This is a genomic window from Clostridium sp. YIM B02555 (assembly GCF_022320955.1).
In the GTDB taxonomy this organism is placed as follows: Bacteria; Bacillota; Clostridia; order Clostridiales; family Clostridiaceae; genus Clostridium; species Clostridium saccharoperbutylacetonicum.
This window is the reverse complement of sequence record NZ_JAKJJY010000021.1, coordinates 15,077-30,998: the sequence shown is the minus strand read 5'-3', so window position 1 is coordinate 30,998 and position 15,922 is coordinate 15,077. Positions and strand designations below refer to the sequence as shown.

The 15,922-nt window shown below is 28.0% G+C and carries 18 protein-coding genes; 17 read left to right on the top strand and 1 reads right to left on the bottom strand.

Annotated elements, in window-relative coordinates:
* Window position 1 precedes the first annotated feature (1 nt).
* Entirely contained in the window at window positions 2-1,681 is a 1,680-nt protein-coding gene (locus tag L3B98_RS22390; RefSeq protein ID WP_238918316.1) for a 2-oxoacid:acceptor oxidoreductase subunit alpha, read from the bottom strand.
* 414 nt (window positions 1,682-2,095) lie between these two features.
* Between L3B98_RS22390 and fliD the strand changes: the two genes are divergently transcribed.
* The 17 genes from fliD to L3B98_RS22305 all read left to right on the top strand — a co-directional run bounded on the left by fliD (window position 2,096) and on the right by L3B98_RS22305 (window position 15,833).
* Window positions 2,096-3,406, top strand: coding sequence for a flagellar filament capping protein FliD (gene fliD, locus L3B98_RS22385; protein ID WP_077363951.1), 1,311 nt, complete (start codon window positions 2,096-2,098; stop codon window positions 3,404-3,406).
* A 271-nt stretch (window positions 3,407-3,677) separates the two neighbouring features.
* Entirely contained in the window at window positions 3,678-3,965 is a 288-nt protein-coding gene (locus L3B98_RS22380) for a cytochrome b5 domain-containing protein (protein ID WP_236907731.1), read from the top strand.
* 129 nt (window positions 3,966-4,094) lie between these two features.
* Window positions 4,095-4,727: a hypothetical protein gene (locus L3B98_RS22375; protein WP_077363949.1), complete on the top strand. Its 633-nt coding sequence runs from the start codon at window positions 4,095-4,097 to the stop codon at window positions 4,725-4,727.
* A gap of 422 nt (window positions 4,728-5,149) precedes the next feature.
* Window positions 5,150-6,679 (top strand): caspase family protein, encoded by a 1,530-nt coding sequence (locus L3B98_RS22370; RefSeq protein WP_238918360.1) that lies wholly within the window; start codon window positions 5,150-5,152, stop codon window positions 6,677-6,679.
* Window positions 6,680-6,920: 241 nt separating this feature from the next.
* The gene (locus L3B98_RS22365) at window positions 6,921-7,391 is read left to right on the top strand and encodes a hypothetical protein (RefSeq protein WP_238918315.1); all 471 of its coding nucleotides are present in this window, start codon (window positions 6,921-6,923) and stop codon (window positions 7,389-7,391) included.
* Window positions 7,392-7,729: 338 nt separating this feature from the next.
* Window positions 7,730-8,230, top strand: a complete 501-nt coding sequence (locus L3B98_RS22360; RefSeq protein WP_238918314.1) for a hypothetical protein — start codon at window positions 7,730-7,732, stop codon at window positions 8,228-8,230.
* Window positions 8,231-8,416: 186 nt separating this feature from the next.
* Window positions 8,417-8,884 (top strand): hypothetical protein, encoded by a 468-nt coding sequence (locus L3B98_RS22355; RefSeq protein WP_238918313.1) that lies wholly within the window; start codon window positions 8,417-8,419, stop codon window positions 8,882-8,884.
* A gap of 124 nt (window positions 8,885-9,008) precedes the next feature.
* Entirely contained in the window at window positions 9,009-9,395 is a 387-nt protein-coding gene (locus L3B98_RS22350) for a hypothetical protein (protein WP_238918312.1), read from the top strand.
* A 168-nt stretch (window positions 9,396-9,563) separates the two neighbouring features.
* Window positions 9,564-10,127: an HD domain-containing protein gene (locus L3B98_RS22345; RefSeq protein WP_238918311.1), complete on the top strand. Its 564-nt coding sequence runs from the start codon at window positions 9,564-9,566 to the stop codon at window positions 10,125-10,127.
* A 332-nt stretch (window positions 10,128-10,459) separates the two neighbouring features.
* On the top strand, window positions 10,460-11,065 hold the full coding sequence (locus L3B98_RS22340) for an HD domain-containing protein (RefSeq protein WP_238918310.1): 606 nt from the start codon (window positions 10,460-10,462) through the stop codon (window positions 11,063-11,065).
* 130 nt (window positions 11,066-11,195) lie between these two features.
* A complete protein-coding gene (locus L3B98_RS22335) occupies window positions 11,196-11,357 on the top strand; it encodes a hypothetical protein (protein WP_238918309.1) in 162 nt (53 codons plus the stop codon).
* Window positions 11,358-11,396: 39 nt separating this feature from the next.
* Complete coding sequence (locus tag L3B98_RS22330) at window positions 11,397-11,852, top strand: GNAT family N-acetyltransferase (protein WP_238918308.1); 456 nt, start codon at window positions 11,397-11,399, stop codon at window positions 11,850-11,852.
* Between the two features lie 242 nt (window positions 11,853-12,094).
* Complete coding sequence (locus tag L3B98_RS22325; protein ID WP_077363935.1) at window positions 12,095-12,754, top strand: DUF4303 domain-containing protein; 660 nt, start codon at window positions 12,095-12,097, stop codon at window positions 12,752-12,754.
* Window positions 12,755-13,213: 459 nt separating this feature from the next.
* Complete coding sequence (locus L3B98_RS22320) at window positions 13,214-13,699, top strand: hypothetical protein (RefSeq protein WP_238918307.1); 486 nt, start codon at window positions 13,214-13,216, stop codon at window positions 13,697-13,699.
* Window positions 13,653-13,949, top strand: coding sequence for a hypothetical protein (locus L3B98_RS22315; protein WP_238918306.1), 297 nt, complete (start codon window positions 13,653-13,655; stop codon window positions 13,947-13,949). Before L3B98_RS22320 ends, L3B98_RS22315 begins: the two co-directional genes overlap by 47 nt.
* Window positions 13,950-14,132: 183 nt before the next feature.
* On the top strand, window positions 14,133-15,131 hold the full coding sequence (locus L3B98_RS22310) for an SHOCT domain-containing protein (protein WP_238918305.1): 999 nt from the start codon (window positions 14,133-14,135) through the stop codon (window positions 15,129-15,131).
* A gap of 282 nt (window positions 15,132-15,413) precedes the next feature.
* Window positions 15,414-15,833 carry a hypothetical protein gene (locus L3B98_RS22305; RefSeq protein WP_238918304.1) on the top strand — a complete coding sequence of 140 codons (420 nt, stop codon included), beginning with the start codon at window positions 15,414-15,416 and terminating at the stop codon, window positions 15,831-15,833.
* Window positions 15,834-15,922 lie beyond the last annotated feature (89 nt).

Sequence of the window (15,922 nt, the reverse complement as noted above, 5' to 3'; positions counted from 1 at the left end):
TTTAGAATACCTCCTTTTTAACTCGAGAACAAATTTCTTCTGAGCTTAATTGTCTTCCATCATATTTCAATATGCTATTATCAATAGAAATTCCAGTTTCCATCCTAATTAATTTAGCAAGTTGGCCGTTAAAATTTTGTTCTACATTAACTAATTTTTTAGCTAAAGTTGAATACTTTTCTAAAAGCTTTGTTGGAAGTGGATATAAATCTCCAAAAACAAGAGCTCCAACAGAATAACCTTCACCATTTAAAAGTTTAACAGCTTCTTCAACAGGGCCCTCAAGTGATCCCCATGCTAGCAAAAGTACTTCAGGAGTTTCAACTCCAAAGTAATCTGGTTCAATTAAATCTTTTTCTAGTAGTTTAAGTTTTCTCATTCTTTTATCCATTTGTTCTATTCTAACTTCAGCAGATTCTGTTATCTGACTGTCTTCAGTATGCTCATCGCTATCAATTAAAACTACAGCATTTTCAAATTGACCTGGAAGAATTCTTGGAGATATTCCACTCTCAGTAACTTTATATCTTTTATAGCTTCCATCGCTTTCTAAAGCTTCTTCTCCAGCAATATTTCTTTCGATTTTCACTTTGCTTAAATCGAATTCTGGTACAGTTACAGCTGTATCAGCCAAGTATTGATCAGTTAATAATATAACTGGTATTTGATACTTTTCAGATATATTTAAAGCTCTAGCAGAAGCATAAAAAGCGTCTTCAGCATTTCTTACTGAAAGTACCATTCTTGGTCCTTCTCCATGAGAAGCAGTAACTAAAAAGCTCAAATCACTTTGTTCTGTTCTAGTAGGAAGTCCAGTAGCAGGTCCAGGTCTTTGAGAATCTATTATTAGCAAAGGAGTTTCTGTTATACTCGAAAGTCCAATAGCTTCGACCATAAGTGAAACACCACCTCCAGAACTTCCAGTAGCTGATCTTGCACCTGCATAAGAAGCTCCAAGCGCCATATTTATAGCTGAGATTTCATCTTCTACTTGTTCAACTATTATTCCTGCATCCTTTTGAACTTTAGATAAATAAGTCATTATGCTTGTTGCAGGAGTCATAGGATATGCTGAATAAAAGCTTAGTCCACCTGCTAGTAGACCTAAAGCCAAAGCTTCATTACCAGAAATAAGAATGTTGTTATTATTTTCGGCTATAGAAAGATTAAAGCGCTCTTTTGAAATTGCATATCCTCTAGTAAAAGCTAATTTGTTTGCTTCATTTGTTTTTATGTCCCATTTTTTATTAAAGATAGAGTCTATATTATCTATCTTAAGATTAAAGAGTTTTGTTAATACTCCAACAGCAACTGTTCCAAAAGTTTTAGAATTACCAACTTCAGTAGATATTGCTTTCATTGGAAGCTTTAACACTCGTGAATCTTCCACATCAATACTTTCATCACAAATCACAATTCCAGTTTCATTTAACTTTTCAATGTGATTAACAATTGTATTTTTATCCATAGCTACAATTACATCTATTATAGAGCTATGGGAAGTTATTTTTTCATCTCCAAATCTTATTTGAATAAAATTATGTCCGCCTCTGACTCTAGACATATAATCTTTTGTGGTATAAAGATTATACTGGCTTTTCTTAAGGATTTTTTCAAAGAGGGAACTGATAGTATCTATACCTTGTCCAGCAGAACCCCCAATTAAAATGTTATATTTCAATGTAAATCAACTCCTTTAAATAAATTATATTTATTAAAAATCATAATCGATAATAATTATCAGTTAATATTTATACTTATTATATATCACCTTTTAATGGATTTCAATATATACCAAAAGAAATAATTATTAGAAAAGAGGTGTATTATTATTCTGGCGTCGGTTTTAGTGGTGGAGGCTGCGAAAGCTGGTAATAGGATACTTTAGGCAGAAAACAGAAATAGTCTTTAATGTATATATAGCTTAATTATCAATTGTCATTAGTCAAGAAATCCCTTAAGTATTTCTTGATGGGAGATTTAAAATCTTAATTGGAACTTTTATATAAAGAAAATTGCATTAATGTCGAAAATTAAATAAGTTGATAGTGTGGGACATAATTTAAAAAATATAATATGGAAGGGAGGAAAGGTTATGAGTTATACCATTAGTCCATTAGCGAGAAGTTATGCTTACAATAATCTTATAAATAGTTCATCTAGTTTGAATAAAAATTCTAACAATAATATAAGTAAGTTAAATAATAAAACCAATAATTATAACAATGCATTTACTGGTGTTAATACTACTTCAAGGTTTAATGACACCTTTACAAAAAAGTTAAATGAACTTCAAACTTACACTAATGATTCAAAAAAGTTTTATTCTGAATTTGTTAATGATTTTTCTGAATTAAAAAAATCATCTAATGCATTAAAGGCTTATAGCTCAACTTCAGCTTTTAAAGCTGACAGTTATGGCAGCAGCAATACAAATGTGGTAACTGCAACAAAGACAAGTGGCTATGATAAAAAGGATTATTCAGTGGAAGTTAGTCAATTAGCAGCTGGAAAATCAATATCTTATAATGAATTGGCTTCAACTGGAAAAGATCTAGTTGCAACTGGTAGTATATCGATAAATAATGGCCAAAATTCTTATAACTTTGATGTTGGTACTGAAAATGCTTTAAATAACAAGGATGCTATGAACAAAATAGCAGATAAAGTTAACAAAGCAGCTATAGGCGTAAAAGCAACAGTAGAAGAAGTAAACGGAAAGAGTTCATTGAAATTCCAATCAAATACAACAGGTGAAAATTCAAAATTAACTGTAACTCTAGGAAATAATTTAAATCAGGAAATGACAGTTAAAGCAACTCAAGAAGGAGTAAATGCAAAGTACAAAGTTAACAATGTAGATTATACTTCTGAAAGTAATAATGTAAATTTAAGTAGCACAGTTAAAGCAACTCTAAATGGTGTTGGAAAAGCAGCAATATCCTCTGACAATATTGATAGCAATAGAATTGTAAATTCAGTTAAAGATTTTGCTAATGATTATAATAAAGTAGTAAATTTTTTAGGAAGCAATTCAGATAAGTCATCTAAAATTGAAAGTTTATCTAATTCCTTTAAAGGAACTAAAAATAACAGTGATTCATTATCATCTATAGGAATTACAGTTGAAAATGATGGAAAACTTTCAGTAAATGAAAATACTTTGAAAAATGCAATTAGCAAAGATTTTAAAAATGTTAGAGATATTTTAGGTGGAGCTTCAGGAACAGCTACTGAAACGTATAGTAAAGTACAGGATGCTATGAATAAATCAAAAAATTTATATCCTAGTTTTCAATTTGATTCTGGAGAAAATTCAATATACTCATATAAAAATACTAACGTTATATATAGTCAGTATAATTCATTATACTCAGGAGGAGTTTTCTTAAATTCATTAATTTAAAATTTTAAGAAGCGATATTAATCTTGAGAGATTGAATTATATTAAAAAGAATAAATTCATAAGAAAAGCTCTTTCATTAATTATAGAAGATTTTATAAAAATCTTAAATATATTGATGAGGGAGCTTTTTTAATAAAAATACACAAATGCATATAAATTAAAATACAATATAGGTGAGTTAATTATTTTTGGGAGAATCAATAAGCTTTATGGAACAATATAATAAGCCAATTAGTAATGATGAACAATTGCAGATGGCACTGAGGGATTTATGTCAGGTTATTTTGAATTTAAAAGGATTAGTGAAATTCTAGAAGCTTACGATAGACAGCAAAAACAATTTACAATTGAAGAATTGTCACAATATAATGGGAAGAATGGAAAACCAGTTTATGTAGCAGTTGATGGGATAGTTTATGATTTAAGCAATGTAAAACCGTGGGCTAGTGGAATGCATTTTGACGTTGTAGCTGGTAAGGATTTAACAGCTGAATTTAATTCACATCATGGAATTAAAAAAGTTCTTGAGAATAAACAAAAGGTTGGAATACTTATTTAATATTAGAAATTTTTAAAATTAAAAATCATAATATTTAAGAATTTGTCGCAATTATACAATACAATGGCTCTATTACTAAGTAAAATAGGAACTGTAAAGAATAATTTTTTAATAAGGGGAGAAATAATAATGAAAAACTTAAAAAAATTTTTTGCAGTTTTCTTAGTAACTGTGATAGCATCAACAATGCTAATTTCATGTGGAGGGCCAAAAGTAACAGCAGAAGAAAGTGCTAAAATATTCTTAAATGTTTTATTAAAAAATGATAAAACAAATATGGATAAGATAGGGTTTACTGAAGATGCTTATAACAAACTTGTTAAAGATAAAGAAGACAAGTTAATGAAGAGCTTCACTGGAGATAATATTGATAAAAGCGTAATAACAGATGAAGTTAAAGCAAAATTTAAGGATAGCTTAATCAAAGGATTATCAAATTTAAGCTATGAATTAAAGCAAACTTCAGCTGACAAAAAAGTTGAAAAATTTGATTTAAAAATAAAAATATTTGACATGAAAAAGATTTTTGCTGATGCACAAAATAAAGCAATGCAAGACATTAATAGTAATCCAGATATGACTAAGGAAGAAATCCAAAAGAAATTATTAGACTACATTTGTGATGGAATTGCAGCAGGTACAGCTAAATCGGAACCACAAACTGTAAGCTTAATCTTCACTAAAGGAGAAAAAGTTTGGGAACCAATGGAAGAATATAGTGGACTAGAAGGAGTTATTTTAGACTATATATTCATGGGTTAAAAGGTATTAAAGTAAGGTAAATAAAATTCTATAACATTATTTTAAATGAAACTGGCATATGGAAAAGTCAGTTTCATTTTTTTGCTTATTTTTAGGGAGATAATTAATTGAAAATAATTAAATGGAAGATTTGATAAATAATTTGTACTTTGTGGAAAAATAAAGGAAATATTGTAAAATGTGTTGTATAATTAAGGTAGGTTATTTGAAATGGGGAGTATGTCTATAATCGGAAGTTAAAACATGCTAATTACAATATTCAATGTTAAGTTAGTTGATAAAAAGTGAAAAGAAGATAGTAGATTTAGTTGTTTTTAAACAGATTAGAAAAATATCATATATAGTTTTAATAAAACTAAGATAGTTAACTTTGAGGAAATATCTGATTTACTATTAATATTGGGGGTGTTATTTTGTCAAATGTGAAAGCTCTTGTTGTAGGTGTTAGCAATTATTATATTCCTGGAGCAGGAAACCTACCATTCTGTATGAATGATGTTATAGTGATGGAAAAATCTTTACATAATGGTTTGAAACTTAGAAAAAGTGATATTGTTTCATGTGGAAGTTCTGGCGACGTAAAGAAGGATGAATTTATAAATGCTTTATTACAAATGACCACATTAACTAATGAAAATGATATATTAATTTTCTATTTTTCAGGTCATGGTACTACAATAGATAAGCAACATTATCTTGTTTTTAGTGACGGTTTAATAAGTACTCAAGAAATTATTGGATACTTTGAAAAAGTTTTAGCTAAAAGTAAGATAATATTTCTAGATTGTTGTTTTTCAGGAAACTTTTTTGTTGACAAAACATCTATATTTAATATCGAAAAAACTGTTACAGAGTTTACAGGTAAAGGATATGCAGTATTTACATCAAGCAACTCAGCTCAAGTATCATATGGGCATCCAGATAAGCCAATCAGTGTATTCACAAGTTTTTTATGCAGTGCCTTCCAGGATAAGTATATTATAAGAAAAGGAAAAATTACGTTATATGATATAAAGAAACTAGTTTCTTTATATTTAGAAGTATGGAGTAAAAGAAATCCAGATAAGCAGCAGCATCCTATCTTCAGAGCAAATATGGGAGGTACTATATTTTTTCAAGTGCAAGATTATCAACCCTTTTATACCACTAGAATATACGCAGAATATGATAAATATATAATCTACAATGTAGAGCCAGTGCATGCAGGGTTAGCCAAACGGTATTCTGTTAAAGTTATTCTAAAAGAACCGCTTTTGCTTGAAGAAATAGGAGAGATTTCTTTAGAAATAAAAGATAAGATAAAATTAGTAGAGGTTTATAACAATGAAATAGCTCAAAAACGTTTATCTGGCAGATTAGCAAACATTGTATGGATTTATTTCGGACGTGATGAAAGTGATATGATAAATAGTAATTTTATATGTCATACAACATGGGTTGATGATGAACAAGATAAAAAGTGGTGGTATAGAGTAAATGATAAAGATATGTTTATGCTAAACGGAGTTCATTATGATGTACATTCATATTATGAACAATTAAAAAGTTTTACTAAAGAAAATACAGCTAGCAAAGATGAATTAATATTAAAAATAAAAGAGTTATTATCAAATATGTTAGGGTTAGCAGAAAAAGTTATATGCAAGTATAACGAATATAAAAATGAAACTCTTACTGAAGCAAAGTTATTTGATGAAATGGAATTCTTGATTCCTACAATAGATAATAACTATTTCGCAAGTACAAACTTAGGAATCGCACCAGATGAATTACATGACTGGGCTCAGGCATGTGCATTACTATTTGGAACCATTCATGATTTTACATTGCTGTATAATAGAGCATATAAGTCCAAAAGAACGTCTGAGAATAGGCAAGCTTGCATGGAAGATGTAATTAAGAGATACTATTTTGATTTAGATAAAGTTTGCAAATTAGAAAGACAAATGTAAAATGAGTTTTTCATTAAAATGATTATAATTTCAAATTATCTAAAATATTGTTTTATTTAAAGTTAATAGTTATGAGTTTATTAGGATAATTGGAATGCAAAGTAATTAAAGAATACACCAAAATTATTCAACTATATATTAGGCTAATAATACGTAGCTATGATTAGGGAAGCTAAAACATAAGTTTGAAATAAAGATAATAAATAGTGGTTATTGTAAATTATTTGCTGAAGGTGATGAATTGGAAACGATTATTTTTGAAGGTTGGAAAATAGAAATTAACAAGGAAAAAACTGAAAAATATTATTCGCAGTTAAATAATAATGTTTTACTTGAATGTTGTTCTGATTGTAGAAATTATTATTATGGAATAAAACATTTACCTAAAGTTTTTATAGATTTTTTAGAGAGTTTGTTTATTATGCCTGAGACACCAATATTCGCGAATAAGCTATATAAAGTTGCCGATAATATGTTCCTATATGATGTGTATTATTTAATTAGCGGTAACATATTAGAAAAACCTTATAATGCTGAAACTGCTTCGGAAAATGGAAAGAAGGTACTTAATACAAGTACGTTAACTGATGGAGTAGAGTTTTATTTTACAAAAGAATTGTATCCAAGTTTACGCAAGCTTCATAATTATGAATCGTATTTTCAACTTGAATTATTTTGTGAAATTCCTTGCGATTTAGATGAGCCATATTAATAGTTGCTGATTATAAATATTTTTGCAATTAAAAATAATCAACTCCAACTTAAGGTTAAGTATTATAAATTGTAATTAAATAATAATAGGTTAAGGTGCAACAAACCTATAAATTATGTAACAGTAATGAAAGTGAACTAACCAATAGTGGAGAAATAGAACTGTATGCGTATGAATATTTTCAAGAAAGTAAATAATTTAATTTTATCGAATACTTAGATTGAGGCTTTGTATATTAATTATTAAAGGCGGACGATGCTGCCTATAATTTTTTGGGGTAATTTCTACATCATATAAAAAATTGTAAATGCTTTATGAATATAAAAGGGAAGTGGATTATGAATAGAAAAGTATTGATTGAACAGAAAAAGAAACAATTATATTTTAAAAATTTAATGAAATCAATGAATGCAGTTACTACTAAAGAAATTTATGAAACTGATACTGTGAGAGAGTATTATAAAAATATCATTTCTTCTTACTATAAATTATTGGAAAGGGATAATATTGAACCATACAGTAAATTGACATGTAGGGCTACAGATAAGCAATGTTGTAAATGGATTATAGAGCAAGCAAAATTAAAAATCGATAAAGAATATATTTTTATTAAAGGTGGATATTATGAAGGTTATGCTAAAATTATCCTTAATGATTTATCTGAGTCGGTTCTTCAATTATGGTATCATGAATTGAAACTAAATAATTTAAAGAGTTCTATAGAATGTGGTTTTTGTAAAGGATTTTGTTTAATTGATTTAATAGATAAAAAAGTGATTGATGTTAGTTTAGTTAGTGATGACGAATATAATTATCAACTTTGGCAATGGAATTATTGAGCATATTTCTGGTTCACAAATTTCCATTTTGTAGAATTATCAAGTTCTAGTAATGTTGTTATAATCATTAATAGAATTTAAATTCCAATTATTCATATAATTAGACTTATTGTGGTGATTATTATTAGGTTAGTAATATTAATTAAATATAATCATTTCAATAAATGCAAAGGGTGTGTGAATTTATTGCTAAATGAAATTAAAAACTTTTATTCAATAGAACAATTATATAATATGAATTTTTCGTGCATACCTGAAAATAAAGGCATATATATTGTAAAAAAATCTAAAGAAATGAAAATTGAATTTTCTACTGATATTACTGCAATTAAAGAATATAGAAATAGAAGTATGCTTTATGATATTGTTTTATTAAAGGATAAATTTAATAAATCTGATAAAGAAATATTATATATTGGTAAGGCTGGAGGGAAAAAGAACAAGCTAAAGCAGAGAATGAAACAGTATATAAGATATGGATATGGTGAAGTTAATAATCATAGAGGGGGTCGTGCTATTGGGCAAATAGTTGACAATAAAACTCTTTTGTTAGGATTTATAGAATGTGATAATCCTGAAGAAATTGAAAAGGAACTATTAGAAGAGTATGAAAATAAGTATAAAGTATTGCCGATAGCAAATTGGAGGAAATGAGTGGCTATACCGATTTCTATATTGATTTATTAGCAATATCAGAGAAAATAAATTATTATGATAAGTTTTACAATTTTATTTTAATTGATTTATATTCAATTTGTAATTGGATAGGAGGGGAAATATGAAAAATTATGCTCAAGTTTATGTGAAAAATAGTTTTGAAGCGGCAGAAATATATTGTGAAGCCTTTGGTGCAACGATTACATTAGAAATGAAAAATGATGATAAAACTGCTTATACTCACTGTGAATTATCTGTAGATGGTGAAGGATTTTTAGCATTAAGTGAAGCCGTGAATCCTTGTGACATAAACATAGTTCACAAAGTGAAATGGGAAACTATGACGTTTAATGTTTTTGAGATGGGAAGTGAAGAAGCGGTTTGTAACGCCTTTAATATTTTGAGTAATGGCGGTGTTATTATTAATTCCATTCAGGAAGTTCCTTGGAGCAAGTGTTGTGCGACTGTTATAGATAAATTTGGAGTGTGTTGGTGGATTGCAATTTGATAAAACCAATAAGCATAATACGAAGTTAGTTTGATTAGTAATCTGTAGAAAGTGCGTAGAAACTTATAACTAATGTTCTTTGAAAATTGAATAATGTGATATTTGCTAAATATACTATAACTGGCTTATAATGTAAATGAATTATATAATGCTATGGAGGGGATATAAATGTATATTAATGAGGATGAAATTGTTTCACTAACAGACGAGTATGGTGGCCAGTGGGGTATAAACCATACAAAAAGGTTATTACAGATTATTTCAATTATTGGTGAAGGGCTACAATATAATCGTGAGGCTGTATGGGTTGCTGCCTATTTGCATGATTGGGGAGGATATGCCAAATGGTTTAATCCAGATATTGAACATCATATACGGTCAAAACAACTAGCAGAAGAATTTTTAGTTAACAAGGGATACAAGAAGGAATTGTTGGAACTTATACTGGAGTGTATAGAGTTTCATCATTCAGATAACCATAACAGATCAATTGAGGCAATGCTTCTAAGTGATGCGGATAAGTTGGAACTGTTAGGAATAGTGGGTATATTAAGGGAATTTTCCATGAAGCCAAGGGATTTAAGAAGAGCATATGAAACTGTTATCAGCAGGAAAAGTAAGTTGCCTGAAGCGCTTTGTTTAAAAAAATCACGGGAAATTGCTGAAAAAAGAGTGAAACTGATGGATGAGTTAATAAAAGAATTTGATGAAGAGACATTTGGATATTTTTAAAAAATGTAAACTTTTTATAAAGTGCTTATTATTATGTATAAACAAAAATAAATAACAGATATAAATATCGCATTATTCAGAAAATGAGTTTGCGGTATTTTTTTATTTTAAATACTGCGCAATTCTAAGAAGGGATGAATATATAAGTATTACATTAGAAGCTATTAATATTAAATCAAAATTTTTATAATTCATATAAATGGACGTGATGTTGTGATTCTAATTAGGCTAATAATGTGCATACCATGCAGACATGATGCAGTAAATTATAAAAATATTCTTTGAAAATTAAAATTAATATATTAAAAATTTAGTTTATGGAAGGAGATATTATGTTAAGTTCAAAAGAAGCAGAAAGCGAGCTGTCAATAGGTGCACAACTAAATCCAGGACCGTGGATAAAGCATAGCATGTCTGTTGGCTTGAATGCTAAATTGATTGCAGATAAAATTGATATATTAGATAGTAATAAAGCTTATGTTATGGGATTACTACATGATATAGGTCGAAGGGAAGGCATAAAATCAATTATGCATACGATTGACGGGTATAATTATATGATGAGTTTAAACCAAAAAGAGATTGCTAGAATATGTTTAACACATTCATATCCAATACAAAATGTAAATACTTTTTTTGGAAAATTTGATTGTACAGAAGAACAAAAGGTCTTCTTGTCGCGATTTATAAGGAATACAGTATATGATGATTATGACCGATTAATACAATTGTGTGATGCAATATCATTACCAAATGGTGCGTGCATAATGGAGAAAAGGTTAATTGATGTGGCATTAAGACACGGTTTGCCAGATTTCACTATTGATAAATGGAAAGCATTTTTAGATTTGAAAAAATATTTTGATAAATTGTGTGATTGCAATGTTTACACATTGTTACCAAATGTAGTAGAAAATTCTTATGAGAGTTTGCTATAAATTCCGGTTTGTAGGGTTGCCATAATATAATTTTAGATTCCTCAGCTAGGTCGTATTTTTCAGAAATTATTAAGCATTAAAAATAAATAGCAAATTGTAAAATCGTATTTGGTTTAGATGAGGGGTTAAGGTGAAAGAGAATGACATAGATATTAAAGATACTAAGGGAAAGAAAATGCTTTTATTTAGCAAGTTATATTATAGGCATTATATGTGTATCTTTGAGCAAAGTACTATGGAGAATTGTATAGTATTGTATCTTGAAATATCTATTAACCAACATATTGTTTAGGCAATAATAGTAAAGTGCTATTAATAAGGAGATGTTAATGTGGTATATAGATTAGCAAGAGAAAGTGATATTTCAACGCTTTCAGAAATGAGATGGGAACATGAATTTGAGGAAGAAGGGAAATTCGATATTTCAAAAGAAGATTTTATTAGTGAGTGTAATGTATTTTTAACTAATGGTCTTAAAAGTGGTACTTGGGAGTATTGGGTTGCAGAAGAAAATAATATAATTGTTTCAAATATTTACATAAATAAAATAAGGAAAGTACCAAAGCCACAAAAACTATTTGCAGAAATAGGTTATGTTACAAATGTTCACACAAAGGTTGAATTTAGAAATAGAGGGATAGTTACAGAACTTTTAAAACAAGTTAAGGAATGGGCTATAATTAATAAAATTGAATTATTATTTGCTTGGCCAAGCAAAAGAGCGGTGACTTTCTATGAGCGACAAGGGTTCTCAATGAATAACGAAATAATGGAATTGGATATGTAATCAACTAATTATTTTAATACGAGATGTAATCGTAAATTATTGTGTACTAATAAAGAGATCACAATGGAATGTCATGACTAAACAGTTATCAGATAGAGTAAAGTAAGAATTAGGAAGTAATAGTAAGAGTGTTGTATATGAGAGTACGCAATTTTATAATCGTAAAAATATTTGATGATGCAGATTAATTTAATGATGATAATTTATATTAAAAGTTTCAAATATGATTAGGGAGAATAATAATGAACAAGGAAACACAAATAGAACATTATAATAAATATTTAAATGAATATATGAGTGAGAATAAAATTTGTAATACAGATAAAATACGAAATGATTTGAAAATATTCAGTATGAAAATTAAATCAGCAATAAAAGTAGCATTGGAAGATTCAAAAGAAACATATGAAAACGAAAGAATTTATATGTTTTCTTTGGCATATGCATATGAGTTTGAAGATAGTTACTTTTGGACAATAGTTAGTACTGAAAAAGAATATGATGAGAATTTAAAGAAATATTCTGAGAAAAAAGCGCATTCGCAGCTTATGTATTATAAATATTGCCCTGAAGAATCATGCCACTGGGATGTTGGAAAGAATGCATTTGATATATTAAATGAGTATTATATTAGTATGGTTGAGAAGCAAGAATATGACGATGAAGATTCATTTTGGAGTAGTGATGAATTTGAAGATTTTTATGAAAAGATAGAGGAAACTTGCTTAAGAGCAATTGAAGAGGTTAAGTTAGAAGGTATCTTAGAGGAGCTTCAATTTGAAAATATCCTATTTCAATATTATGTTAGGGAATATTATACCAATGATAAAGATATAGAAATGTTTAAGCGTTTAAATCGTAATGATAAAATTGCTATTGAGGAATTTAAAGAATGGTTGTAAAAGTTAAAATTCAATAGAACAATTATATAATCTGAATTTTTCTTGCATACCCGAGAAGAAAGGCATACATATTGTAAAAAAAGCTAAAGAAATGAAAAGTGAATTTTCCATGGATCTCACTGCAATTAAAGAATATTTAAACAAAAGTATGATTTATAACATCGGATTTAGTAATCATTGATTGAATACTAGATCATAATGTTAGTTCAGATGCGAATTATATAGGCGCATATGACGAGGAAAGTCCTGCGTGGTTACAGCATTATTTAATAGAATGGATTAAAGTTAGACCAAGATATTATGAATTACAAGAAGGCATATTAGTATTATACGATATTCTATGCTATGTAATATTTGAATGAGAACTGAAGCAGATTGTGGATAAGATGCGTGAAGATTCAAGAAATAGTGTTATTCATTTATAATAAATAATAAAATTTTACAAAAAGGGGAAGTGTAATGCTATCAAATAAGCCATATATTGAAACATACAAAAAAAAGCTTAAGCGCTATAATTTTACAGCAATATTAGAAGAGCCTACATACGGAGAAGAGATAGTTAAATCTGAATTATCTCAAGGGGCATATGAACTGATTACAGAATGGCAAAGAGATATATATTTTAATAAAGAGTTTTTGAGGGATTATTTTGAATTAAGAAAGTTTCCTATATCTGAAAAAGTAATCAATTTTTTTTGCATATATGGTGGGAAAAATTTCTGTTTTGAAAATGATTTGTTATTTAACAATACGATACAAATTAATGGAGGATATATAATTCAAAGTTTTCCTATACACGCAGATGAAAAGAATGGAAATTTATATTCAGAAACAAATTTTAATTTAAAAGTGAGTAATAAAAATTTGAATTTGTTAAATAGAGAGGAAATGAAGTTTAATGATGCAAACATTGGATTTCTTACCAACTATTTGGAAGTCAAATAGTATAAGAGAAGAATTATTAAATAACCTTAAATGTGAGAAAAAAGAATTTATTGATATTGGAGTACATCGATTAAAGTTTGATTTTAAGTATCAGACTGTATATATAACCTGTAATGCTAATGATTACATTTTTATGTCAAAAATGGTGCCTTTGAAAATGTCATTTGAAACACTGATAAATTTGATTAATAAGGATTTTGATAATAAGAATAATAAATGGAATATATTGCAAGAAAAAGATAAATTCTAATTTGTAGAATTATCAAATCAATATTGATGCAGAGAACAAGCATTAATAGAATTCAAATGCCTATTCTTTATATACCCATTAGGATAATAATTTGAAGTAATATTTTGAGAGAAGAGAGTTTAAAAAATATATTAATTTATAATGTGATAACAAAGTATGTAAAAGTTACTATGGAGGGATAATATGAATTACAGTGATGAAAATAATAAATTTGAATTAGCATTAACAACAGCCTTAAAAATACCAGGAGTGAAAGTAGATAGGACTAGCTTTTTAAAAAGCGAACTAAGTAATCATGTTTCAGAAGAAAAAATTAATCAAACTATTCAATCAAATACAATAGAAGCAGGTATTGATTTGCATGTATTGGACAAGATTGCAAAAAATATAGTAAATAAAAGGACAACTCAAACAGCAGGAGTTTCCTTTTTGGCAGGATTACCAGGTGGACTTGCTATGGCGGCAACTATACCAGGGGACACATTGCAATTTTTTGGAGTGGCGCTTAAGATTGCACAAGAATTAGCGTATCTATATGGTTTTGAAGATTTATGGAAAGAGGACAGTATTGATAGTGAAAGAGTGAAAAATGAATTAATACTTTTTTTAGGAGCAATGTTTGGTGTTGGTGGAGCCAATACTGCATTAAGATTAATTTCAACTAACATGGCAAAGCAAGTATTAAAAAAATTACCACAGCAAGCATTAACTAAGGGGATATATTATCCTATAATAAAGAAAATAGCAGGGATAATAGGTTTAAAGATGACAAAAGATACATTTGCTAAAGGAGCATCTAAAGCAATACCTATTTTAGGTGGTGTAATTTCTGGTGGGTTAACATATATGTCCATGAAGCCAATGGGAAATAGATTAAGGGAAGCATTAGTAAATTCAGTAAATCAAAATTATACGGAAGAAGATTTAAAAAATGATATTCAAGATTTAGAAAGAGAGACTGGAGAAGCTATAGATATTGAATATGAAGCTGTAGATACTGAATATAAAGATATAATTGAAGAAGCTTCTATAGAAAAAGAAGAAAGTCTTAATATAAATAAATTTAATTTAACAGATGAACTTGTAAAATTAAAGAAGATACTTGATGATGGTATAATAACAGAAGAAGAATTTAAAGAAATTAAAAAGGATTTAATACAAAAGAGTATGCGATCTATTTGATTCCTTTTCTCTATTCATATTGGTTACATAAAAAAGGAATATAAGTAACGGAGGCGTCGTGGCTTCCTTATAATATTAATGATTTTGAAAGCTTTATCACTAATATTACAAAGATAATTATTTAATTAAGCTTCTAATTATTCATATAATTAGACTTATTGTGGTGATTATTATTAGGTTAGTAAATTAATTAAATATAATCATTCAAATAAATGCAAAGGATGTGTGAATTTATTGCTAAATGAAATTAAAAACTTTTATTCAATAGAGCAATTATATAATATGAATTTTTCGTGCATACCTGAAAATAAAGGCATATATATTGTAAAAAAATCTAAAGAAATGAAAAGTGAATTTTCTACTGATACTACTGCAATTAAAGAATATAGAAATAGAAGTATGCTTTATGATATTGCTTTATTAAATGATAAATTTAATAAATCTGATAAAGAAATATTATATATTGATAAGGCTGGAGGGAAAAAGAACAAGCTAAAGCAGAGAATAAGACAATATATAAGATATGGATATGGTAAAGTTAATAATCATAGAGGGGGGCGCGCTATTTGGCAAATAGTTGACAATAAAACTCTTTTATTAGGATTTATAGAATGTTATAATCCTGAAAAAATTGAAAAGGAACTATTAGAAGAGTATGAAAGTAAGTATAAAGTATTGCCGATAGCAAATTGGAGGAAATGAGTGGCTATAACGATTTCTATATTGATTTATTAGCAATATCAGAGAAAATAAATTATTATGATAAGTTTTACAATTTTATTTTAATTGAT

Coding starts and splice junctions, on each gene's coding strand:
- fliD (WP_077363951.1), top strand. CDS start 2,096: ATGAGTTATACCATTAGTCCATTAGCGAGAAGTTATGCTTACAATAAT.
- L3B98_RS22380 (WP_236907731.1), top strand. CDS start 3,678: ATGTCAGGTTATTTTGAATTTAAAAGGATTAGTGAAATTCTAGAAGCT.
- L3B98_RS22375 (WP_077363949.1), top strand. CDS start 4,095: ATGAAAAACTTAAAAAAATTTTTTGCAGTTTTCTTAGTAACTGTGATA.
- L3B98_RS22360 (WP_238918314.1), top strand. CDS start 7,730: ATGAATAGAAAAGTATTGATTGAACAGAAAAAGAAACAATTATATTTT.
- L3B98_RS22350 (WP_238918312.1), top strand. CDS start 9,009: ATGAAAAATTATGCTCAAGTTTATGTGAAAAATAGTTTTGAAGCGGCA.
- L3B98_RS22345 (WP_238918311.1), top strand. CDS start 9,564: ATGTATATTAATGAGGATGAAATTGTTTCACTAACAGACGAGTATGGT.
- L3B98_RS22340 (WP_238918310.1), top strand. CDS start 10,460: ATGTTAAGTTCAAAAGAAGCAGAAAGCGAGCTGTCAATAGGTGCACAA.
- L3B98_RS22325 (WP_077363935.1), top strand. CDS start 12,095: ATGAACAAGGAAACACAAATAGAACATTATAATAAATATTTAAATGAA.
- L3B98_RS22320 (WP_238918307.1), top strand. CDS start 13,214: ATGCTATCAAATAAGCCATATATTGAAACATACAAAAAAAAGCTTAAG.
- L3B98_RS22315 (WP_238918306.1), top strand. CDS start 13,653: ATGATGCAAACATTGGATTTCTTACCAACTATTTGGAAGTCAAATAGT.
- L3B98_RS22310 (WP_238918305.1), top strand. CDS start 14,133: ATGAATTACAGTGATGAAAATAATAAATTTGAATTAGCATTAACAACA.
- L3B98_RS22305 (WP_238918304.1), top strand. CDS start 15,414: ATGAATTTTTCGTGCATACCTGAAAATAAAGGCATATATATTGTAAAA.